Source organism: Phyllobacterium sp. CCNWLW183 (assembly GCF_037203775.1).
GTDB classification, from domain to species: domain Bacteria; phylum Pseudomonadota; class Alphaproteobacteria; order Rhizobiales; family Rhizobiaceae; genus Phyllobacterium; species Phyllobacterium ifriqiyense.
In genome coordinates, this window is the sequence record NZ_JBBCBN010000001.1 from 44,759 (window position 1) to 66,471 (window position 21,713).

The 21,713-nt window shown below is 52.5% G+C and carries 20 protein-coding genes; 10 read left to right on the forward strand and 10 right to left on the reverse strand.

What is annotated here, in order from left to right; all coding sequences use genetic code 11:
- The first annotated feature begins 43 nt into the window (after positions 1-43).
- On the forward strand, positions 44-595 hold the full coding sequence (locus tag V9K95_RS00240; RefSeq protein WP_115053164.1) for a phosphotransferase-like protein: 552 nt from the start codon (positions 44-46) through the stop codon (positions 593-595).
- A 76-nt stretch (positions 596-671) separates the two neighbouring features.
- Here V9K95_RS00240 and V9K95_RS00245 read toward each other — a convergent pair whose 3' ends face one another.
- The 3 genes from V9K95_RS00245 to folE form a co-directional block, all read right to left on the reverse strand.
- The gene (locus tag V9K95_RS00245) at positions 672-1,643 is read right to left on the reverse strand and encodes a patatin family protein (RefSeq protein WP_115053163.1); all 972 of its coding nucleotides are present in this window, start codon (positions 1,641-1,643) and stop codon (positions 672-674) included.
- Positions 1,644-1,788: 145 nt separating this feature from the next.
- Complete coding sequence (hisI, locus tag V9K95_RS00250) at positions 1,789-2,202, reverse strand: phosphoribosyl-AMP cyclohydrolase (RefSeq protein WP_115053162.1); 414 nt, start codon at positions 2,200-2,202, stop codon at positions 1,789-1,791.
- A 7-nt stretch (positions 2,203-2,209) separates the two neighbouring features.
- The gene (gene folE / locus V9K95_RS00255; RefSeq protein ID WP_115053161.1) at positions 2,210-2,836 is read right to left on the reverse strand and encodes a GTP cyclohydrolase I FolE; all 627 of its coding nucleotides are present in this window, start codon (positions 2,834-2,836) and stop codon (positions 2,210-2,212) included.
- A gap of 265 nt (positions 2,837-3,101) precedes the next feature.
- Between folE and V9K95_RS00260 the strand changes: the two genes are divergently transcribed.
- Positions 3,102-3,548 (forward strand): iron-sulfur cluster assembly scaffold protein, encoded by a 447-nt coding sequence (locus tag V9K95_RS00260; protein WP_115053160.1) that lies wholly within the window; start codon positions 3,102-3,104, stop codon positions 3,546-3,548.
- Between the two features lie 4 nt (positions 3,549-3,552).
- Positions 3,553-3,915 carry a membrane protein insertion efficiency factor YidD gene (gene yidD / locus V9K95_RS00265; protein WP_336440168.1) on the forward strand — a complete coding sequence of 121 codons (363 nt, stop codon included), beginning with the start codon at positions 3,553-3,555 and terminating at the stop codon, positions 3,913-3,915.
- A gap of 24 nt (positions 3,916-3,939) precedes the next feature.
- Here the strand turns inward: yidD and V9K95_RS00270 are convergent, their stop codons facing one another.
- Entirely contained in the window at positions 3,940-5,715 is a 1,776-nt protein-coding gene (locus tag V9K95_RS00270; protein ID WP_115053158.1) for a glucan ABC transporter ATP-binding protein/ permease, read from the reverse strand.
- Positions 5,716-5,914: 199 nt separating this feature from the next.
- Here V9K95_RS00270 and crcB point away from each other — a divergent pair, with 199 nt between their 5' ends.
- From crcB to V9K95_RS00285, 3 genes are all read left to right on the forward strand, one after another.
- Complete coding sequence (gene crcB / locus V9K95_RS00275) at positions 5,915-6,292, forward strand: fluoride efflux transporter CrcB (RefSeq protein WP_115053157.1); 378 nt, start codon at positions 5,915-5,917, stop codon at positions 6,290-6,292.
- A 118-nt stretch (positions 6,293-6,410) separates the two neighbouring features.
- The gene (locus tag V9K95_RS00280; RefSeq protein WP_115053156.1) at positions 6,411-7,397 is read left to right on the forward strand and encodes an RluA family pseudouridine synthase; all 987 of its coding nucleotides are present in this window, start codon (positions 6,411-6,413) and stop codon (positions 7,395-7,397) included.
- Between the two features lie 38 nt (positions 7,398-7,435).
- Positions 7,436-8,227: an ATP12 family protein gene (locus V9K95_RS00285; protein WP_115053155.1), complete on the forward strand. Its 792-nt coding sequence runs from the start codon at positions 7,436-7,438 to the stop codon at positions 8,225-8,227.
- 71 nt (positions 8,228-8,298) lie between these two features.
- On the opposite strand, the gene glnA is transcribed toward V9K95_RS00285, so the two are convergent.
- The 4 genes from glnA to uvrA form a co-directional block, all read right to left on the reverse strand.
- Positions 8,299-9,708 carry a type I glutamate--ammonia ligase gene (gene glnA, locus V9K95_RS00290; RefSeq protein ID WP_115053154.1) on the reverse strand — a complete coding sequence of 470 codons (1,410 nt, stop codon included), beginning with the start codon at positions 9,706-9,708 and terminating at the stop codon, positions 8,299-8,301.
- Between the two features lie 61 nt (positions 9,709-9,769).
- Positions 9,770-10,108, reverse strand: a complete 339-nt coding sequence (locus V9K95_RS00295; RefSeq protein WP_008123000.1) for a P-II family nitrogen regulator — start codon at positions 10,106-10,108, stop codon at positions 9,770-9,772.
- A 242-nt stretch (positions 10,109-10,350) separates the two neighbouring features.
- On the reverse strand, positions 10,351-11,151 hold the full coding sequence (locus V9K95_RS00300; protein WP_336440167.1) for a DUF72 domain-containing protein: 801 nt from the start codon (positions 11,149-11,151) through the stop codon (positions 10,351-10,353).
- A 52-nt stretch (positions 11,152-11,203) separates the two neighbouring features.
- Positions 11,204-14,125: an excinuclease ABC subunit UvrA gene (uvrA, locus tag V9K95_RS00305; protein ID WP_115053152.1), complete on the reverse strand. Its 2,922-nt coding sequence runs from the start codon at positions 14,123-14,125 to the stop codon at positions 11,204-11,206.
- Between the two features lie 426 nt (positions 14,126-14,551).
- On the opposite strand from uvrA, the gene V9K95_RS00310 reads away from it, so the two are divergent.
- Positions 14,552-15,073, forward strand: a complete 522-nt coding sequence (locus V9K95_RS00310) for a single-stranded DNA-binding protein (protein WP_115053151.1) — start codon at positions 14,552-14,554, stop codon at positions 15,071-15,073.
- Positions 15,074-15,177: 104 nt separating this feature from the next.
- On the opposite strand, the gene V9K95_RS00315 is transcribed toward V9K95_RS00310, so the two are convergent.
- Positions 15,178-15,798, reverse strand: coding sequence for a TetR/AcrR family transcriptional regulator (locus tag V9K95_RS00315; protein ID WP_336440166.1), 621 nt, complete (start codon positions 15,796-15,798; stop codon positions 15,178-15,180).
- Between the two features lie 80 nt (positions 15,799-15,878).
- Between V9K95_RS00315 and V9K95_RS00320 the strand changes: the two genes are divergently transcribed.
- A complete protein-coding gene (locus V9K95_RS00320) occupies positions 15,879-16,496 on the forward strand; it encodes an NAD(P)H-dependent oxidoreductase (RefSeq protein ID WP_336440165.1) in 618 nt (205 codons plus the stop codon).
- 110 nt (positions 16,497-16,606) lie between these two features.
- Positions 16,607-17,902: an NAD(P)/FAD-dependent oxidoreductase gene (locus V9K95_RS00325; protein WP_336440164.1), complete on the forward strand. Its 1,296-nt coding sequence runs from the start codon at positions 16,607-16,609 to the stop codon at positions 17,900-17,902.
- Between the two features lie 21 nt (positions 17,903-17,923).
- On the opposite strand, the gene V9K95_RS00330 is transcribed toward V9K95_RS00325, so the two are convergent.
- On the reverse strand, positions 17,924-18,553 hold the full coding sequence (locus V9K95_RS00330; RefSeq protein ID WP_115053147.1) for a MarC family protein: 630 nt from the start codon (positions 18,551-18,553) through the stop codon (positions 17,924-17,926).
- Between the two features lie 339 nt (positions 18,554-18,892).
- Between V9K95_RS00330 and gyrA the strand changes: the two genes are divergently transcribed.
- The gene (gene gyrA / locus V9K95_RS00335) at positions 18,893-21,610 is read left to right on the forward strand and encodes a DNA gyrase subunit A (protein ID WP_370878866.1); all 2,718 of its coding nucleotides are present in this window, start codon (positions 18,893-18,895) and stop codon (positions 21,608-21,610) included.
- Positions 21,611-21,713: the final 103 nt, after the last annotated feature.

Sequence of the window (21,713 nt, forward strand, 5' to 3'; positions counted from 1 at the left end):
CGACCTAATACCGTAATGGTTCATTACGGGGATTAGGCTTGAATTGGAAAAGACGGCAAAGATAATCTTTATCCACGGGGCATCAAGCAGCGGGAAGTCTACTCTTGCGCGAGTCCTTCAGGCACAACTGCCAGAACCATTCTGGCATGTTTCTATTGATCATCTCCGTGATTCCGGGATGTTGCCTCTGGACCGTTTTCGGAACGGCGACTTCAATTGGAGGGAGAATCGCACCAAATTCTTTGACGGATTTCATCGTTCGCTCGTGGCTTATGCTTCAGCAGGCAATAATATTTTGCTTGAACATATTCTCGAGGAAGATTGGTGGGTCACCAATCTGGCCCAGCTTTTCAAACCGTTCGATGTTTTCTTCGTCGGGCTTCATTGCGATCTTGATGAACTCGTAAAAAGGGAAACATTGCGAGCAGATCGGCCGATGGGAAGCGCTGCCGATGATTATCATCGGATTCATGTTGGTCAGAGATATGATTTGGAGCTGCCTGCAGGGCAGACTACGCAGGAATACGCGAACCAAGTACTGTCAGCGTGGGCCAATCGACGGATGCCGTCTGTTTTTCAGCAGTTGCTGGAATAGAAATTGTTCAGCAAGGCCTACGTTTAGCGCGATGCTATTGTATTGATTGACATCATTTCCGCGAGTGATGCCGATACTAGAAAACAAGCTTTTGCATGCGCTCAAGCTCGCCGAGGCGGGTCATGGTCTCTTCATATCCGCTTCGGATCGCTTCATCGGCGCGATGGAATTCAGCAAGACCGATTTTGCCAACTTTTGGCAATAATGCGATATCCGGCGGATCGCCCGCCATGCGAGCGCGTGAAATCCGGTCCTGAATGATATTGAACGATTCCATCATCACACCTGTAATGCCCAGGCGCTTGGAATAAGCAGGGCGCCGCAAGCCGGAATTTTCAATATCGCCAGTTTGCGGATGAGGTGCCTCGGCGCTATGTTTTATGACCGCTGCACGGCCAAACTGATCGTAATGCAGGTTAACCGCGACGACCAATGGCTGCTCATAGGAGCGGCAGACGGCGACAGGCACAGGGTTGACCAGAGCGCCATCTACAAGGATGCGGCCATTGCACTCGACAGGTTCAAATACGCCGGGCAGGGCGTAGGATGCGCGCATCGAGGTGATGAGGCTGCCACGCGTCAGCCAGATTTCATGACCCGTATTGATTTCTGTACACACCGCGATGAACCGCTTGGGCAGGTCTTCGATGGATAATTCTTCGAGATGGTCACGCAATCGCCGGTCCAGCTTCATACCGCCGAACAACCCATTTCCACCAAATCGCAGATCAAGCAGACTGAAAATGCCACGCTTGGTAAGGCTTCGGGCAAATTCCTCAAGCTGGTCGAGCTTGCCGCCGAGATAGCAGCCGCCAACGAGCGCTCCAATCGAAGTGCCGGCGATCATCGATATCTCTATGCCCGCTTCATCGAGAGCACGAAGCACGCCAATATGCGCCCAACCACGAGCAGCTCCGCCTCCCAGAGCAAGTGCTATGGGTGTTTTGCTTTGAACGGGCCTTTCAGGTGCTGCGATCTTCTCATCAGTGGCATTGCTGATGCCGATAGATTCCGCCGCACGTGTCCGGCGCGATGCCCATTCGAGCATGGCATGAACTCCTAGAGTCGTGGACTTTCATTCAATTTCAATTGTGGTAACCAAAAGCTGAATATTGCGTGAATAACAATTCTTAGCTGACCAATGAAACCTGACTACAAACGCAGAAAACGGCAGATGCGAGGCATTACGCCATCTAAAACTTCATGACCAGCGACGGCTTTCCGTCATGCGCAACGATGTTGCGATAAAAACATGACCTGCGGCCGGTGTGGCATGTCGGTCCGTCTCCTGCTACTCGAACCTTCAGCCAGAGGGCATCCTGATCGCAATCTGTGCCGAGCTCGACAACGCTTTGCAGATTGCCGGAGGTTTCCCCCTTCTTCCACAGTGATTGCCGCGACCGTGACCAATAGTGAGCAATGCCGGTCTCGATGGTCAATTGTAGAGCTTCGGCATTCATATGCGCGACCATGAGAAGTTCACCGTCCCTGGCATCGGTAACAACAGCGGTTATCAACCCCGCAGCGTCAAACCGCGGGGTGAAAACATTGCCTTCTTCAACGTCATGATTATGCGCTGCAGGACGAGGAAAAGACGTTTCTGCCATTTTGTCCTCAACGACCTCGGACCATGGTCATGAAACGAACCTGATCATTGACCTCGTCCTTGAACGATCCGGTAAATGTCGTCGTGGTTGTCAATGAGCCCGATTTGCGGATACCGCGCATGGCCATGCACATATGCTCGGCCTCGATCATGACGGCAACACCGCGCGGACGCAGGGAACTTTGTATCGCGCTGGCAATCTGGGCAGTCATGCTTTCCTGCGTTTGCAAGCGATGCGCGAAAATATCGACAACGCGCGCAATTTTCGAAAGTCCGACAACTTTTTCACCATCAGGCAAATAGGCGACATGGGCCTTGCCGATGATCGGAACCATGTGGTGCTCGCAGTGTGAAAAGAAAGGAATGTCCTGAATGAGGACCATATCCTCATAGCCAGCTATTTCTTCAAAGGTCCGCCCCAGCACATCAGCAGGATCGAGTGCATAGCCGGAGAAGAGTTCCTTGTATGATTTGACGACGCGTTCAGGCGTGTCGAGCAGGCCCTCGCGGTCAGGATTATCGCCAGCCCATAGAAGCAGGGTGCGTACCGCTGCTTCTGCTTCTTCCTGAGTTGGTCGGCGAATATTATTTTGCTTTGCAGTTATAGGCTGCAAGTTTTTCACTACCGCATCCATCGCGATCTCCCGTAGTCGCCCTCAAAGGAGCGACGAGTTAAACGGCAATACACGATAATCGTTCCTCGCGGGAACGGACGGTGTATTGAAGCATGAGCGGATCAATCATCCACCCCGTAGGCATACATGCCATCGCAAAATTAATCTACGCGACTTTATGAGGGCCTGCTCGCATACTATATAGGTAGTCTATAGGAAATTCATAGAGCATCAACGGCGAGTTGTGACGCCTTTGAGATGAACACTGTGTCAAGAGTGGCAAATCATGATCAATGACGTTTACAATACGCGAATTCTGGAGTTTGCCGGCAATATTCAACGGCTTGGCCGTTTGGACGCTCCCGATGCGTCTGCAAAGGCGCATTCCAAGCTGTGCGGTTCCACTGTCATCGTCGATCTCAAGGTCGAAAATGGCGTGGTTTCCGATTTTGCTCACGATGTGAAGGCATGCGCGCTCGGTCAGGCTTCGTCTTCAATCATGGCCCGTCATGTGATCGGCGCAACGCCCGAAGAACTTCGCGCATTACGCCTGACGATGTTGCGCATGTTGAAAGAAAATGGTCCACCCCCGGAAGGTCGCTTTGAAGATTTGAAATTTCTGGAACCTGTCCGCGATTACAAAGCCAGGCACAACTCCACACTGTTGACCTTCGATGCAGTTGTGGATTGTCTTGATCAGATCGATAGAAAAAACGCCGAAGCCGCAGCCTGACGGGATGTGCAATGATCCCGCGCATAAGCATCCGGTAAAATACTCCCGCAATTGGGGCGGTCCATGGCGCAAGACACCGGGACGCCTGATCGGAACCGGGCTGGTTCGCTTTTATCAACTCACCCTGTCTGGATTCATCGGGAATTCCTGTCGGCATTTGCCGACCTGCTCGGAATATGCCTATGAGGCAATTGCGCGTCATGGATTTTGGGCGGGCGGGTGGATGGGGTTGTTCAGGTTTGCCCGTTGTGGGCCGGGCGGCACCAGCGGGTTGGACCCGGTGCCCGTAGCGCTTGATAAGCGTTTCGCCTGGTACCTGCCTTGGCGCTACTGGGGTATCGCCGCAAAAGAAAAAGGCCGCTCATGAGCGGCCTTTTGTTTATTCACCCTTTCAGGCCGCTTCCGGCTTGCGCGGGAAGGGAGTGACATTGGCTGTGTCATCATCAAGCTTCAGACCGCCAGCCTTCAGCAGCGAGGTAAAGCGGCCATTCTGACGGGCCAGATCATCAAAGCTGCCGGATTCAACAACTTCACCCTGATCCATGAACAGTACGAGGTCAGCGTCGCGGACGGTCGACAGACGGTGCGCAATGATGAACGTTGTACGGTTCTGGCAAAGCTTGTCGACCGCAACCTTAACTCGGGCCTCTGTCTCAACGTCAAGAGCACTCGTTGCCTCATCCAATACCAGGATGGGAGCATCCTTCAGGATCGCACGGGCGATAGCCACACGCTGGCGCTCACCGCCGGACAATTGCGAGCCACGTTCGCCGACAACAGTGTTATAGCCTGCAGACTTCGACAGGATGAAGTCGCTTGCATCGGCAGCTTCCGCAGCGGCAAAGACATCTTCATCAGAAGCTTTGGGGCGACCAACGCGGATATTGTCCTCAATCGTGCGGTTGAACATGCCAGCATCCTGGAACACTGTCGCAATGGCATTACGCAACGAGCGACGGCTGATTGTCTTCGTGTCGATATCGTCGACAAGAATACGGCCTTCCTTGGGATCATAAACCCTCTGCAACAGATTGATCAACGTTGTCTTGCCGGCACCTGTCGGTCCAACAATGGCAACAGTCTCACCAGCCTTTGCCTTGAAGCTTACATTCTTCAAGCCCTGCGTAGAGTTCGGAAATTCAAACGAGACATTTTCGAATTCCACATCACCGGTTACATTGTCGATATCGTGCACAGTCTTCGGCTCGACTGCATAGGCAGCAGATTCTTCCATTGCATAGAAGTCTTCAAGCTTGGCACGAGCCGCGAAAATCTGGTTCACGAAGGCACTCAACTGGTCGAGACGGCCGATCAGCAAACCGGCAAAACCTGTGAACGCAACAACCTGACCTACATTCATCTCGTCACGCATGACGAAATAAGAACCAAGCAGCAAAACGATGATCATGGAGATTGTTGAGGCCATGCGGTTGATACCAGCGGCGAGAGCCCACCAGTTCAAAACCGGATACTGGGAATCCAGCAGGTTCTTTGTATAGGTCTGCAACGCCCGTGTTTCTTCTTCAACACGGTTGTAGCTTTGCAATACCGAGATGTTGCTCATGGAGTCACTGACATGGCTGAAAGCTGTGATGTGATGACGTTCCACCTGGGCCTGACCATCCTTGGTCTTGCTGGTAACGACACGGACAACCATCATATAGACCACGCCGAGCACAACGAGCACTGAGGTCAAACGCCAATCCTGGCTGAGAGCAAGCGGGAACAGCAGCACCAGGCCAACGGCAGTTGCCAGATGGGTGCGCATGAATTCGAGCCACAGGCCGAACAGAGTTTCGATCGCGCGCAGCAATGTATGCAGCGCGTTTGATGTGCCGCGCTGATGATGCCAAGCGAGCGGCATGCTGATCACGCGATTGTAGGATTCGGTAAGTACGGCGAGCTTGCGACGATGGGCCAGCCTGTCGGCTTCACGAGAAACCAGAACATTGGCACCAATATGAAACAAGCCCACAGCAGCCAACTGGCTAAGCGGGGGAATGATGGCGGTTTTTGTTGCGATAGCCTGAATCACCCGGCCAGCAAGCCATGGTTCTACGATCATGCTTGCAGCGAGTGCAATATTGGCGATGCATATAAACATGGTCGCGCGCTTTTCGGCGCCGAGATATTGGAGGGATCTCCAATAGATGTTTAATAATGACACTTTGCCACTCCGATTGCTTGGTCCGCCACTAACGCGTAGAAATGACACTGCATCAGACTCTTGTGCACCGCAATATTCAATGCTCTAAAGTCTTGATCGTTCCCTGTCGTAAGTGGGAACATTTTTCTACGGCTCGTAACGTCCCGTGATGAGTCAACTTACTGAGATCGCAAATTAATCCAGCCGAACTGAATGTAACATGAACGCAATTTTACTGGTCGCATCTGGAGGAGCCATTGGCTCGGTTCTGCGATATCTCACCGGTCTGGCAATGACACGTCTATTTGGTACCGCGTTTCCCTATGGCACGTTGGTGGTCAATGTGGTTGGCGGGCTGATCATGGGCCTGTTTATCGAACTGCTAACGCGGCGATTTGAGGGTTCGGAAGAGCTTCGCCTGTTCGTTGCGGTTGGCATACTGGGCGGCTTCACAACCTTTTCGTCGTTTTCGCTCGATGTTGTTATGCTTTGGCAGCGCGGCGAGACGGCAAGCGCCGCTTTTTACGTGCTAATAAGCGTCGTATTGAGCATTTGCGCAGTGTTTTTAGGATTATGGCTCGCAAGAACCGTCGCATAGTGCTAAGCGCTGCCGCAAGACCTGTAATTCCATAAATAATCATTCGATGCGATTTCCGCGTTTCATACGCTTGAGGACACGCCGAATCTAAAGGTCTGCGATTAAAAGGCTTGAGCTGATGGCAGCGGTAGAACAAAAAACAGTCGATACGGGTGAGGCGGAAATGCGCCTCGACCGTTGGTTCAAAGTACATTATCCGGGCCTCGGTTTCGGGCATTTGCAAAAATTGCTGCGTTCCGGCCAGATAAGAATTGATGGGTCGCGCGCCAAATCCGATACGCGGCTTCAGGCAGGACAGACGGTCCGTATCCCGCCGCTGCCCGTAGATTCCAAAGCTGAAGGCCATCTGACAGGCAAAAGCATACGCGGCCGCGATGATGGCGATGTTCTAAAGCAGATGCTGCTTTATGAAGATCCGAAAGTCTATGTTTTCAACAAACCTGCGGGTCTAGCCGTTCAGGGTGGTTCGGGCGTTAACCGCCACGTGGACGATATGCTGGAAGCATGGCGCAACAAAAGAGGTGAAAAGCCTCGGCTTGTGCACCGGCTTGACCGCGATACTTCGGGTGTGCTGGTCGTTGCCCGCACGCGCGGTGCCGCGCAGGCATTGACCGCTGCATTTCGCGAGCGTGAAACCAAGAAAACCTATTGGGCTCTGGTCAAGGGTATTCCACGCAAGCGGGAAGACAAAATCGCCACCTGGCTAGCCAAGGAAGCAACGGAAGATGGCGACCGAATGCGCGTTGTCCCTCATGGCGAGCCAGATTCCGATCATGCGATTTCCTACTACCGGGTTATTGAATCTGCAGGGCAGGTGCTGACCTGGCTTGAAATGGAGCCTTACACTGGGCGCACGCACCAGCTTCGCGTTCACGCAGCCCATATTGGTTGCCCGATCATCGGTGATCCGAAATATTTCGAAGCCGATACAAACTGGTCATTTCCGGGCGGGATCCAAAATCGCCTGCATCTTCATGCAAGGCGCATTCGCATACCAAATCCATCCGGTGGTATCATTGATGTTACAGCACCTCTGCCACCACATATGGTCCAGACATGGAACCTCTTGGGTCTGGACGAAAATGATGCAGACGAAGACAATTGAGAGGGATAACCTCTCAGGCGTAGGAATGGACTTTAACAATGCGCGATGAACTTTTCAGCATGGATGCAAAACAGGAGCTTTCCGATCCGGACCCTGTTCGCCGTGCGCAAATAACCTCAAAACTGCCTCTGCCAAAGCGATTCTACAAAGAGGCCGCTGTTGCAGAGCGCGATGGCGGATTTTCAGTGGAGCTGGATGGGCGTGTGGTTAAAACCCCCGCCCGGCAAAATCTGGTTCTGCCAACGCGTGCCGCAGCACAACTCATCGCTGACGAATTTACCGCGCAGGAAAAGGAAATCGATCCGGCGCAGATGCCCGCAACACGATTGGCCAACACAGCAATTGACGGTATCATCAATGATCCACAGGCGGTGCTGGAAGATGTTTTGCGTTTTGCCTCGTCGGATATGCTTTGCTATCGCGCCGGTTCTCCGCAACGTCTGGTCCAACGCCAGACTGAGTCCTGGGATCCGATTATCGACTGGGCGGCGGCTGTACTTAATGCGCGTTTTATCTTGGCCGAAGGTGTGATCCATGTGGAGCAGCCACGCGAAGCGCTTGGCGCTTTTGGTGTTCACCTTGGAGCTTTTACCGATCCCTTTGCGATTGCGGCGCTCCATACGATCACAACCCTAACGGGTTCGGCCATTTTGGCGCTGGCCGTAGCCAAAGGTGAAATCTCCGGCGACGAGGCTTGGGAACTTGCCCATCTGGAGGAGGACTGGACATCAGAGCAGTGGGGCGAAGACGCCGAAGCCGCTATTCGCCGTGATATACGTAAGCGTGAAATGCAGGCCGCCGTGCAAATATTGCAAGCGGTTTCGGTATAGGCATTTTGCCCGATTTGACTCAATAAAAAACCCCGGCGTGAGCCGGGGTTTTTCGTATGCAGAGGTCGCTATCAGACCGAATAGTACATGTCATATTCGACCGGATGCGGGGTCATTTCGTAACGCATCACTTCAGCCATTTTCAGCTCGATGAAGGAGTCGATCTGATCGTCGTCAAATACGCCGCCTGCCTTGAGGAAGGAGCGATCCTTGTCGAGGCTCTGGAGCGCTTCACGCAGCGAACCGCAGACAGTCGGGATCTTTTTGAGTTCCTTTGCTGGAAGATCATAAAGATCCTTGTCCATTGGCTGACCAGGATGAATCTTGTTCTTGATGCCATCCAGACCGGCCATCAACATGGCAGCAAAACCGAGATATGGATTTGCTGTTGGATCGGGGAAGCGGATCTCAACGCGCTTCGACTTTGGCGAAGAGCCGAATGGAATACGGCATGAAGCCGAGCGGTTGCGCGCAGAATATGCCAGCAGGACCGGAGCTTCATAACCCGGTACCAGACGCTTGTAGGAGTTGGTCGACGGGTTGGTGAAGGCATTGATTGCCTTGGCGTGTTTGATAATGCCACCAATGAAGAACAGGCAGTTTTCTGACAGGCCCGCATATTCATTGCCAGCGAATGTCGGCTTGCCATCTTTCCAGATCGACATGTGCACGTGCATGCCCGAGCCATTATCGCCGAAGATCGGCTTTGGCATGAAGGTAGCCGTCTTGCCATAGGCATTGGCAACCTGATGAACGACATACTTGTAAATAAGCATCTTGTCGGCATTGCGTGTCAGGTGATCGAACTTGATGCCGAGCTCGTGTTGAGCAGCTGCCACTTCGTGGTGGTGCTTTTCGACGCGCACGCCCATTTCCGTCAAAACGGTAAGCATTTCCGAGCGCATGTCCTGTGCGCTGTCAATCGGAGGAACCGGGAAGTAGCCGCCCTTGACGCGCGGACGGTGACCGAGGTTGCCGGTCTCATAGTCTGTGTCATCGTTTGACGGCAGTTCCGTTGAATCCAGCTTGAAACCTGTATTATACGGGTCAGCCTTGTACTTCACATCGTCAAAGACGAAGAATTCCGCTTCTGGGCCAACAAAAATTGTATCGCCAACGCCTTCGGCCTTCATATAGGCTTCAGCCTTCTTGGCAGTGCCGCGCGGATCACGATTGTAGGATTCGCCAGAAACCGGATCAAGGATATCACAAAGAATAACCATGGTTGACTGAGCAAAGAACGGATCCATGTGAACCGTTTCGGTATCTGGCATCAGCACCATGTCCGATTCATTGATGGCTTTCCAACCGGCGATGGACGAGCCGTCGAACATAACGCCATCGGCGAACATATCCTCATCAACTTCAGCAACGTCCATTGTCACATGCTGCAGCTTGCCCTTGGGATCTGTGAAGCGAAGATCAAGGAACTTTACGTCGTTGTCTTTGATCTGCTTGAGAATATCATTTGCAGTCGTCATACCAATTTTCCTTATTAAGCACGATGATTGGGTACCGGATTCATCGCCGGCAACAGTTGGATCAGATGGCGTCGATACCGGATTCACCAGTACGAATGCGAACGACTTCCTCGATATTCGAGACGAAGATTTTTCCGTCGCCGATGCGCCCGGTCTGCGCAGCCTTGCGAATTGCCTCTATTGCGGCTTCGACAGATTCATCGCCGAGAACGATTTCCACTTTAACCTTGGGCAAAAAGTCGACGACATATTCCGCGCCACGATACAATTCCGTGTGACCCTTTTGACGGCCAAAGCCCTTGGCTTCGGTGACCGTGATGCCTTGAAGCCCCACTTCCTGCAGTGCTTCTTTCACCTCGTCCAGCTTGAACGGCTTGATGATGGCTTCGATTTTCTTCATCAGAGATCGATCTCCCTATATAACCGGCGGGCCTATGCCCGCTTGCCCATCATAAAAGCATGAAGCGTGCCAATTCCATCGCTTTTGAAGAATATTCTTGAAATGGCAATTTTAATGCCGCTTTGGCAAAGGGAATTTTATTTCCCGTCGATGAATTGAACCATGAATGCACAAATCAGACCGTTGCGCAGCCTAAAAATTAGGCGAATTGCAACATTATTAGGCTGGGCAGGGACGGCGACTTACTGGATTCGCCCTGTGAGCGCTTGCGCTGCCTGCGGAGCGCGCACTTTGCCTTCGTGGATGAAGTAAACGAACACATCACGAGGATGCTTCTGCGTCTTCTCATTGGGAGCAGCCAAGGGAAGATCATCCGGCACCCCGCCTTCGGCCCATAATTGCGCTCGCTCAGCCCACTTGTCCAATGCGTCAGTTGAATAAGCTGTTTCGATATTATCATCGCCTTTTTGAAGTCGTGCATAGACAAAATCGGACGTCACATCAGCGATCTCCGGATATTCAAAATGCTCGGCATAAACGACGGCCACGTTCTTCTTGCGTGCCAAGGCAATGAAATCAGGATCGATAAAAGATGGATTGCGCACTTCAACCGCGTGCCGCAACGGCAAGCCCGCTTCCTTTCGGGGAAGAAGGTCGAGAAAAGCGCCGAAATCCTCAATATCAAACTTTTTTGTCGGCGCGAACTGCCAGATAAGCGGTCCTAAACGGTCACCAAGTTCTGCAAGTCCCGATTTGATAAATCGCTCCATGGACTCTCCAGCCTCCGCCAGCACCTTTCGATTGGTGACAAAACGATTTCCTTTAACGGAGAAAATGAAACCATCCGGCACCTGGCCAGCCCATTTGGCGAAGGTCTCCGGTTTTTGCGTGCCGTAATAGGTGCTGTTGATTTCTATCGTCTGGAGATGCTGTCCTGCATAATTAAGCTCCTTGGCCTTTGAAAGACCTTCCGGGTAGAAGGTCCCGCGCCAAGGTTCAAATATCCAGCCGCCGATGCCCGCCCGAATAGTTCCTGCAGTCATAGTTTCCTCCCTGACCGTATCCAGACCAACGCCACGACATCTCTGCAAGCAGCTATTCCGCCGCTGCTTGCACCCTATGTCCCGGACGGCGCCGCAACAGCTCCTTCAGGAATTGACCCGTATAAGAACGCTCAACATCGACAATATCCTCAGGACGACCAACCGCTACGATTTCACCGCCGCCGTCGCCGCCTTCCGGACCAAGATCAATCACCCAATCAGCGGTCTTGATGACTTCGAGATTATGCTCGATCACAACCACCGTGTTGCCTTGATCCACAAGCTCATGCAAAACTTCAAGAAGCTTGGCTACATCATGGAAATGCAAGCCTGTTGTCGGCTCATCAAGAATATAAAGCGTTCTGCCAGTTGCCTTGCGGGACAGTTCCTTGGCGAGTTTGATTCGTTGCGCCTCACCGCCGGAAAGCGTGTTTGCCTGTTGCCCGACATGAATATAACCAAGGCCGACCTTCGCCAATGTTTGCAACTTATCGCGAACGGCAGGAACGGCGGCGAAAAACTCCGCACCCTCTTCAACAGTCATATCGAGCACATCAGCGATTGATTTGCCCTTGAACAGAACTTCCAGCGTTTCGCGATTATAGCGCTTGCCATGGCATACGTCGCACGTGACATAGACATCCGGCAGGAAGTGCATCTCAATCTTGATGACGCCATCGCCCTGACAGGCTTCACAGCGCCCGCCTTTGACGTTGAACGAAAAACGACCCGGCTGATAGCCACGCGCCTTGGCTTCAGGCAAACCCGCAAACCAGTCACGGATTGGAGTAAACGCACCCGTATAAGTTGCCGGATTGGACCGGGGTGTACGTCCGATTGGCGATTGATCGATATCGATGACTTTATCGAGGAATTCCAGACCATCAATATGGTCGTGCTCTGCAGGATGCTCGCGGGAGCCCATGATCCGGCGTGAGGCGGCCTTGAATAATGTCTCGATAAGGAAGGTGGATTTTCCGCCACCCGACACGCCGGTTACAGCGGTGAAAGTGCCAAGCGGAATTTCTGCCGAGACATTTTTCAGATTATTGCCACGCGCGCCGACAACTTTAATCCGTTTCTTATTGACCTTGCGGCGTTCTGCCGGCACGGCCACCTCGATTTCGCCTGACAAATATTTGCCCGTCAAGGATTTCGGGCTGGCCATAATGTCCGCTGGACTGCCTTCGGCGATTATCTGACCACCGTGAATACCGGCGGCCGGACCGATATCGACGACATAATCTGCGGTCAAAATCGCATCCTCGTCGTGCTCCACAACGATAACCGTATTTCCGAGATCCCGCAGATGACGCAAAGTCTTCAGCAACTGCTCATTGTCGCGTTGATGCAGGCCAATGGATGGCTCGTCCAGAACATAGAGAACACCAGTCAGACCGGAACCGATCTGCGATGCAAGGCGGATACGCTGGCTTTCACCACCGGAAAGAGTGCCCGAATTGCGTGAAAGCGCCAGGTAGTCCAGGCCGACATCATTCAGGAAGCGCAGACGCTCGCGAATTTCCTTAAGAATGCGCGCAGCGATTTCTGTCTGTTTCTCATTGAAGCTTTTATCAATATCGCTGAACCAGGCATCCGCATGACGAATGGATTTTTCAGTAATCTGGCCGATATGCAGACCGCCAATTTTTACCGCGAGAGCCTCGGGTTTCAGGCGGTAACCCTTGCAAGCGGGGCAGGGCGTGCCAGACATGAAACGTTCGATCTCTTCGCGCGACCATGCTGAATCCGTCTCTTTCCAGCGGCGTTCCAAATTGGGAATGACACCCTCGAAAGATTTTGTTGTGCGATATGATCGCAAACCATCATCATAGGAGAATGCAATTTCACGGCTGCCAGTGCCGTAAAGTATGGCTTCGCGCGCCTCTTCATTCAAATCACGCCAGCGATCTGCGAGCTTGAAACCGTAGGCTTCGCCCAGCGCCTGCAATGTTTGGCTGTAATAAGGAGAACTCGATTTTGCCCAAGGCGCAATTGCACCATTCTTAAGCGTCAGGGCCTCGTCAGGAATGATCATCGTCGGATCAATCGCCTTTTGAGTACCCAGGCCATCGCAGGTCGGGCAGGCACCGAAGGGATTATTGAACGAGAAAAGGCGCGGTTCAATCTCCGAAATGGTGAAGCCCGAAACAGGACAGGCGAATTTTTCCGAAAACATGATGCGTTCATGTGTTTCGTTCTTGGATTTATTGGCTGATTCACTTGAGGTTTCATCAGCAGGCAGCGGCTTATCCGCAAATTCTGCGACAGCGATACCATCTGCAAGCTTCAGGCAGGTCTCGAGGCTATCGGCAAGACGTGCGGAAATATCAGGTCGGACGACGATGCGGTCAACCACAACGTCGATATCATGCTTGTACTTCTTATCGAGTGCCGGAACATCGGCAATTTCATAAAAAATACCATCGACCTTCACGCGCTGAAAACCGCGTTTCTGCAGATCCGCAAGCTCCTTGCGATACTCCCCCTTACGCCCGCGTACTATGGGCGCAAGGATGAATAGACGGGCGCCTTCCTCGAGCGCCATGACACGATCCACCATTTGGCTGACGGTCTGGCTTTCGATAGGCAAGCCTGTTGCCGGTGAATAAGGGACACCGACACGCGCATAAAGCAGGCGCAAATAGTCGTAAATCTCGGTGACTGTACCCACAGTTGAGCGGGGGTTGCGGCTGGTTGTCTTTTGCTCAATCGAAATTGCCGGAGAAAGACCGTCAATTTGATCCACGTCTGGTTTCTGCATCATCTCCAGAAACTGCCGGGCATAGGCCGACAGGCTTTCGACATAGCGTCTTTGGCCTTCTGCATAGATCGTATCGAAGGCGAGCGAAGACTTGCCCGAACCCGAAAGGCCGGTCATGACAATCAGCTTGTCGCGCGGCAGATCAAGATCGATATTCTTCAAATTATGTTCGCGCGCGCCGCGAATGGAAATGTACTTCTGATCGCTCATGTCGGTTCGCCTTTAAGAGGGCATGCTGTTATGGGGAATTGTTCTTTAAGAGAACAGTTTCCTTTATCTAGTGCTTCATGGATAATTTACGAGGCCGGACTTTATCAACCATCCTGAATCACCATAGCCATGTTGACATTATTAGAGCAAGTGTTAGAACAAAGAAAGAACAAATAATATTGACAGCGGCCTTCGCCATATCCGGATGTATACGGCTGCGAATTGATTGTAAAAGGACGCTTTGAGCTGAGATAGTCGGCTGCATGATCGAAAAATGTCTCCTGACAAATCTGGCAGGAGAGTGATCGCAGCAGACGATGCCGATATGAGGTGTATATTGTGGATAGTGGCAATCAATTGCCCGCCACGTCCATGGCTTCTGTATGATAGGCAAAATTTAAAATTGGAATTTGTGGAGTTTTGAACATGGCAGGCAGTGTCAACAAGGTCATTTTGGTAGGAAATCTTGGCGCTGATCCAGAAGTCCGGCGGCTCGGTTCAGGCGATCCCGTCGTGAATCTACGTATTGCGACCTCGGAAAGCTGGCGCGACAAGAATAGCGGCGAACGCAAGGAAAAGACCGAGTGGCACAGCGTCGTCATTTTTAATGACAATCTCGCAAAAGTTGCCGAGCAGTACCTTAAGAAGGGTATGAAGGTTTATCTGGAAGGCGCGCTTCAGACCCGTAAATGGCAGGACCAGACGGGCAATGATCGTTATTCCACCGAAGTCGTACTGCAAAAATTCCGTGGTGAACTACAGATGCTGGATTCACGCGGAGAAGGTGCGGGAGCCGGCGGCGGTCGGTCCTTCGAGAGCAATTCCGGGCGCGGACAGATGAGCGACGATCGTGGCGGTTCCGACTTTGGCCGGTCCAATGCAGGCGGGTCCTCGAGCTCGAGCGGCGGTAATTTCTCACGCGATCTCGATGATGAGATCCCGTTCTGAGTTGAGTTCAAAAGACCGGACTTGATCGTATTCTCATTATTATGCAGGCATCGGGTAGTCCAAGACTGCCCGATGTTTGTTTTTAGATGAGAAAACAACTGCTCCTAGTTCCCGGAGCGCTTCACCATTGAAATAATGATTTCATAGAGCTCATCTTTTGCCTGAGTAGGAGCGATATCCTCGTTTACTGCAGCATTTGACAAGCCTTCTGCAGCTCCGAGCATTCCCCATAGTCCAGCCGATGAAACACCTTCTGCGCCGGTAAACGCATTTAACAGATGCCTGCACTTTTCTATGAACACGGCCTCGAAGTCGTGCTTTATCTTATCAAGTTCCGGCGAGCCTTTTAATGCGGCAGTGATGCCGGGAATTTCGCGTCCCTGTGTAAGAACGCAATCAACATAAGACGAGGCGATCACTTTGGCGACGTCGGTGAGATTGGGTGCGGCACGCTCAAGCGCCGCATCCATTATAACGGTCTGACGTGCATCGAACTCTTTGAAAAGTGCTGCGAGAAGTCCTGGCCTTGTGCCGAAATGGTCATAGACAACGGGCTTTGTAACACCTGACAACTCAGCCAGGCGACCAAGCGTCAAAGCTTCCGTACCTTCGTCACGAATTAATTTCCATGAAACATCCAGTAATTGCCGCTGGCGCGCCTCGCGGGAAAGACGCTGGCGGGGAGATGTTTGAGATGAGGAGTTTTTTGAAACTGAGCTTGACATCATTATATACCAAAAGTAACTTACTAAAAGTATATAAGGTTTCGGCCGGTTCCACAACCTCTAATCATGGAGTAATCGACATGCATGCGCTTATTGTTACATCGCATCCAGAATCCAAATCACTGACCAACAGCATCGCGTTAAAGATTGGCGAAGGCCTGTCGCAGAGCGGCTCCCATACATTTGAGATCGCAGACCTTGCTGCAGAGGGTTTTGATCCGCGATTTAGCCAGGCAGATATTGCTTCCCACAAACGACGCGCCGAGACGCCGCCGGATGTAGTGGCCGAGCAAGCGCGGATAGACCGGGCAGACAGTTTGGTACTCGTATTTCCGGTCTATTGGTGGTCAATGCCGGGCTTGCTCAAGGGCTGGATCGATCGTGTTTTCTCGAATGGTTGGGCATATGACGACAATTTCGAAGGGAAGTTATTGAAAAAGCTTGGCCATCTTCAAATCCATCTCGTCGGCATTGGTGGTGCAGATGCGAGGACTTATGAGAAGCATGGCTATGATATCGCTATGGAAAGACAGATCGATCACGGGATTTTCGATTATTGCGGGGCTCGTGTCATATCATCAACACGGCTGCTGGAGGCAGATTCGCGAGACCCGCTTCAACATTTCAATACTGCTCGCAATATTGGTGCGTCCCTTTTCGATAAGCACATGCAGGTCAAGCCAACAGTGGCAGCCTGAAGCGGCTCACTGGGACCAATACATAACGCATTGCTGTCCGGCGTTTGACGCAATTGTCGTGGAAAGGCTGGTCTGTTAGACCAGTCGCGATAGTGCATCGGAGCCCGGTTATGACACAAGTCGAAACACCAGTTGCATCTCGTCATCGCCTCGTGATCGTCGGCGCAGGTTTTGGTGGTCTGGTCACAGTTCAAAACCTTCGCAATGTCGATATCGATGTGACACTGATTGATCAGCGAAATCACCACCTGTTTCAGCCGCTGCTTTATCAAGTCGCAACCTCAACGCTGGCGACCTCCGAAATTGCCTGGCCGATCCGGCATCTTTTGCGCAAATTCAAGAATGTGAAGACACTGCTGGGAACAGTCGATGGGGTTGATACCGCCTCAAAAACTGTTTCGACGCTCGACGGCGAGGTGATTGCCTATGACACGCTCGTCTTGGCTACTGGTGTACGGCATGCATATTTTGGTCACGATGACTGGGAACCCTATGCTCCCGGATTGAAGACGCTCGAAGATGCCACGATGATCCGCCGGCGTATTCTCACGGCATTTGAAAAAGCTGAACGCGAACCTGACCCGGCAAAGCGCCAGGAACTTCTCACATTCGTAATCATAGGCGGCGGACCAACCGGCGTGGAAATTGCCGGAACTTTGGCTGACTTGTCACGTGATACATTGAAGGGTGATTTTCGCGTAATTGATCCAGCCACAGCCCGCGTGGTGCTTATCGAAGGCGGTCCGCGTGTTCTCGGCGCATTTAACGAGGATCTTTCTGCCTATGCGCAACGGGCGCTCGAGAAGCTCGGCGTTATCGTGCATGTCGGCAATCCGGTAACCGAATGTCATGCAGACGGCGTCGAATTTGCAGGGCATTCCCTGCGCGCAAAAACAATCATCTGGGCAGCAGGCGTTCAGGCGTCGCCAGCCGCCAAATGGTTGAATGCGCAGGCGGACCGGGCAGGGCGCCTTGTCGTTAATCCTGACCTGACCGCACCAGGTCACCCCGAAATTTTTGTCATTGGCGACACCGCAACGGTGGCAAATGGCGATAAGGGCACTGTTCCGGGAATAGCACCTGCGGCCAAGCAACAAGGTGCGCATGTTGCGAAAATCATCAAGGCGCGCCTTGCTGGCGATACTGCGACGAAGCCTTTCCGGTATCGACATTCAGGCGACCTGGCAACGATAGGCAAGCGGGCTGCGGTGACAGATTTCGGATTCATAAAGTTGAAGGGCTACCCCGCATGGTGGTTGTGGGGACTGGCGCACATCTATTTCTTGATAGGTGTGCGCAACCGGCTCGCCGTTGCATTAAGCTGGCTATGGATATCGTTCACCGGCGCACGCAGTGCCCGCCTGATCACTCAGCGGGAAGCTGCGGAAGAAGACAAGCCGCTATAGTGGTTGGCTCGGGCTATTTGATCAGGTCGTAATGAACGTCTTGATGCCATCTGCAACGAACTGCACTGCCAGCGCGGCAAGGATCACGCCCAGCAAGCGTGTCAGGATCGAACGTCCCGTTTCTCCCAAAAAACGATCAACACGTTCCGCAACGAAAAAGACGAGATAAGCCGAGGCAATACATACGAGAATAACGCCAATAAGGGCGATACGCGAAGCTGGAGTGGCCATCGTTCCGGCCAACAGGATCGTTGCCGATATGGCTCCGGGGCCTGCAATAAGTGGTATTGCCAAAGGAAAGGCTGCAATATTTCGAATGTGATCCTTGGTGATTGCGACGGCGGCGCTCTTTTCCTTGCGATCCTGACGTTTTTCGAAAATCATTTCAAAGGCAATCCAGAACAAGAGCAGGCCACCGGCAATGCGGAAAGCTCCGAGCGTTATGCCGAAAAGCGCCAATATTTGCGCGCCTGCAATTGCAAAAACCGTGAGTACAATGAACGCTGTAAGGCTGGCGCGCAACGCAACCTGGCCGCGTTCCTTCCTGTTCATGCCCTGAGTAAGGGCGAGGAAAAGCGGAGCAAGCCCCGGCGGATCAATCGTTACCATGAGGGTAACGAGCGCATTTAGAATTGTGTCATATAATGCCACGATTTTGCTTTTCTTTTCTGATTAATGCCATGCAAGCCCATGGCTGTCCCCGCCTTAACTTACCGGATTTGCTGTTCAGCGTCGATAAAGATGAAAATCCTTATGCAACTTTTTCACTGCATGAGAAACTCCATTTTATGTTCTTGATTTTAAAGGGTTTTCATCTGTGCATTACCGACGTGTTAATTGGCATTTGGTTTGGAAAGCCGCTATAAGATCAAAGATTGATTCTATTCGAAAGATGAGTGCCTCGTGTCTGATTTAACTCCACCTCCTGGCCCAGAAGACGACAAGACCGGACCTGGCTCCGGTATTGAAGCCATTTCCATCATCGAGGAGATGCAGCGTTCCTATCTCGATTATGCAATGAGCGTGATCGTCAGCCGTGCGCTACCTGATGTGCGCGACGGCTTGAAGCCTGTTCATCGCCGTATTCTTCATGCGATGAATGAAATGGGCCTCTCCTGGAACAGGTCTTATCGTAAGTCCGCCGGTGTTGTCGGTGAAGTGATGGGTAAATACCATCCTCATGGCGATGCTTCGATTTATGATGCGCTTGTGCGCATGGCGCAGGATTGGTCGCTGCGCGACCCGCTCGTGGATGGGCAAGGAAACTTCGGTTCCATCGATGGTGATAGCCCGGCTGCGATGCGATATACCGAATGCCGTCTTGAAAAAGTTACGGAGTCTTTGCTCTCCGATATCGACAAAGAAACTGTCGACTTCCAGGACAATTATGATGGCCGCGAGCAAGAGCCAACGGTTCTGCCGGCGCGCTTCCCCAATCTGCTCGTCAATGGCTCCGGCGGTATTGCCGTTGGCATGGCGACAAACATACCCCCGCACAATCTGACTGAAGTCATCAATGGTTGCGTTGCCTTGATCGACAATCCGGCAATCGACCTGCCGGAAATGATGGAATATATCCCCGGTCCAGATTTCCCGACTGGCGGTTTGATCCTCGGCCGCTCCGGTATCATATCGGCCTATAGCACCGGGCGTGGTTCTATCTTGATGCGCGGCAAGGTTGCCATCGAGAGCATGCGCGGCGATCGCGAAGCGATCATCATTACCGAAGTGCCTTTTCAGGTGAACAAGGCGACGATGATCGAGAAGATGGCCGATCTTGTCCGTGAAAAGCGGATTGAAGGCATCTCGGACATCCGGGATGAGTCGGATCGTGACGGCTATCGCGTTGTGGTTGAGTTGAAGCGTGACGCGGTTGCCGATGTCATCGTGAACCAGCTTTACCGCTTTACCCCACTGCAATCCTCGTTTGGTGCCAATATGGTGGCATTGAATGGCGGCAAGCCCGGGCTTTTGAACCTGCTCGATATATTGCGCGCTTTTGTCAGCTTCCGCGAGGAAGTGGTCAGCCGCCGTACTAAATTCCTGCTGCGCAAGGCTCGCGACCGTGCACACGTATTGGTTGGTCTTGCCATTGCTGTGGCGAATATTGACGAAATCATCGCGCTCATCCGGAAAGCTCCAGATCCAGCGACTGCACGCGATCAGTTGATGGAGCGTCGTTGGCCAGCCAATGATGTTGCGCCTTTGATCACATTGATCGCCGATCCTCGTCACAAGTTGAATGATGACAGCACATATAATCTGTCAGAAGAGCAGGCCCGAGCCATTCTTGATCTGCGCTTGCAGAGGCTGACAGCTCTCGGACGCGATGAAATCGCTGATGAATTGAATAAGATCGGTGTTGAAATCGCCGATTATCTTGAAATTCTCGCCTCACGTACCCGCATCATGGGCATCGTCAAGGACGAACTTATCGCCATTCGTGATGAGTTTGGAACGCCCCGTCGCTCTGTGCTGACGGAGGGCGGCGCAGATATGGATGATGAAGACCTTATCGCCCGCGAAGATATGGTGGTTACGGTAAGTCACGCCGGATATATCAAGCGCGTGCCACTCGCCACCTATCGCGCCCAGCGTCGTGGTGGCAAAGGCCGCTCCGGTGTTTCGATGAAGGACGAAGATTTTGTAACACGGCTTTTCGTCGCCAATACGCACACGCCTATGCTGTTCTTCTCGTCACGCGGCATTGTCTATAAGGAAAAGGTCTGGCGCTTGCCAATTGGCACGCCGCAATCGCGCGGCAAGGCCCTGATCAATATGCTGCCGCTCGAACAGGGCGAGCGCATTACGACGATCATGCCACTGCCCGAGGATGAAGCCAGCTGGGCAAATCTCGATGTCATGTTCGCGACGACACGCGGCACGGTTCGTCGCAACAAGTTGTCAGACTTTGTTCAGGTCAATCGCAACGGTAAAATTGCGATGAAGTTGGAAGAAGAAGGCGATGAAATTCTCAGCGTCGATACATGCAACGAGTTTGATGACGTGCTGCTGACAGCCGCTGGCGGACAGTGCATACGCTTCCCGGTAACCGATGTTCGTGTGTTTGTCGGTCGCAACTCCATTGGTGTGCGCGGTATTACCCTCGCACCGGGAGACAAGATCATTTCCATGGCAATTCTTGGCCATGTGGATGCAAGTCCGGCAGAGCGTTCGACTTACCTGAAGCAGGCGGCAGCGGAGCGCCGGGCGCAAGGTGCTGATGATGTTGAGGAAATCGCACTGGTTGGCGAAGAGGCAACTGAACTGACTAGCCTTTCGGCTGAACGCTATGCAGAACTTCGCGATCGTGAACAGACAGTGTTGACGGTCAGTGAGTTTGGATATGGCAAGCGCTCATCATCTTATGAGTTCCGCGTTTCGGGCCGCGGAGGCAAGGGGATTCGCGCCACCGATACGTCAAAGACGGATGAAATTGGTAAGCTGGTAGCTTTGTTCCCGATCGCAGCAGCGGATCAAATCTTGCTGGTTTCCGATCGCGGTCAGCTCATTCGGGTCCCCGTAAACGGCATTCGAATTGCCGGACGGTCCACAAAGGGCGTCACCATTTTCAATACTGCCGATGGTGAAAAGGTCGTTTCAGTGGAGCGTATCTCTGAAACCGAGTCCGAAGACATTGAGGACGAGGGGACGGTCGGAGAAGAAGTGGTTACACCAACGTCAGATCAGGGTGCCAACGAAGAATAATAGGCGACAACCTAGTTATCGCGTACGTGATAAACACCAAAGCGGGAGGTTCTTAACGGAGCTTCCCGCTTTTTGTTTTCTTCAACAATCATAATGATAGCGG

Coding starts and splice junctions, on each gene's coding strand:
- V9K95_RS00300 (WP_336440167.1), bottom strand. CDS start 11,151: ATGACTGCAGGAACTATTCGGGCGGGCATCGGCGGCTGGATATTTGAA.
- V9K95_RS00260 (WP_115053160.1), top strand. CDS start 3,102: ATGATCAATGACGTTTACAATACGCGAATTCTGGAGTTTGCCGGCAAT.
- V9K95_RS00280 (WP_115053156.1), top strand. CDS start 6,411: ATGGCAGCGGTAGAACAAAAAACAGTCGATACGGGTGAGGCGGAAATG.
- V9K95_RS00295 (WP_008123000.1), bottom strand. CDS start 10,108: ATGAAGAAAATCGAAGCCATCATCAAGCCGTTCAAGCTGGACGAGGTG.
- V9K95_RS00310 (WP_115053151.1), top strand. CDS start 14,552: ATGGCAGGCAGTGTCAACAAGGTCATTTTGGTAGGAAATCTTGGCGCT.
- V9K95_RS00285 (WP_115053155.1), top strand. CDS start 7,436: ATGCGCGATGAACTTTTCAGCATGGATGCAAAACAGGAGCTTTCCGAT.
- gyrA (WP_370878866.1), top strand. CDS start 18,893: ATGCAGCGTTCCTATCTCGATTATGCAATGAGCGTGATCGTCAGCCGT.
- V9K95_RS00315 (WP_336440166.1), bottom strand. CDS start 15,798: ATGTCAAGCTCAGTTTCAAAAAACTCCTCATCTCAAACATCTCCCCGC.
- crcB (WP_115053157.1), top strand. CDS start 5,915: ATGAACGCAATTTTACTGGTCGCATCTGGAGGAGCCATTGGCTCGGTT.
- yidD (WP_336440168.1), top strand. CDS start 3,553: ATGTGCAATGATCCCGCGCATAAGCATCCGGTAAAATACTCCCGCAAT.
- V9K95_RS00245 (WP_115053163.1), bottom strand. CDS start 1,643: ATGCTCGAATGGGCATCGCGCCGGACACGTGCGGCGGAATCTATCGGC.
- hisI (WP_115053162.1), bottom strand. CDS start 2,202: ATGGCAGAAACGTCTTTTCCTCGTCCTGCAGCGCATAATCATGACGTT.
- uvrA (WP_115053152.1), bottom strand. CDS start 14,125: ATGAGCGATCAGAAGTACATTTCCATTCGCGGCGCGCGCGAACATAAT.
- folE (WP_115053161.1), bottom strand. CDS start 2,836: ATGGATGCGGTAGTGAAAAACTTGCAGCCTATAACTGCAAAGCAAAAT.
- glnA (WP_115053154.1), bottom strand. CDS start 9,708: ATGACGACTGCAAATGATATTCTCAAGCAGATCAAAGACAACGACGTA.
- V9K95_RS00320 (WP_336440165.1), top strand. CDS start 15,879: ATGCATGCGCTTATTGTTACATCGCATCCAGAATCCAAATCACTGACC.
- V9K95_RS00325 (WP_336440164.1), top strand. CDS start 16,607: ATGACACAAGTCGAAACACCAGTTGCATCTCGTCATCGCCTCGTGATC.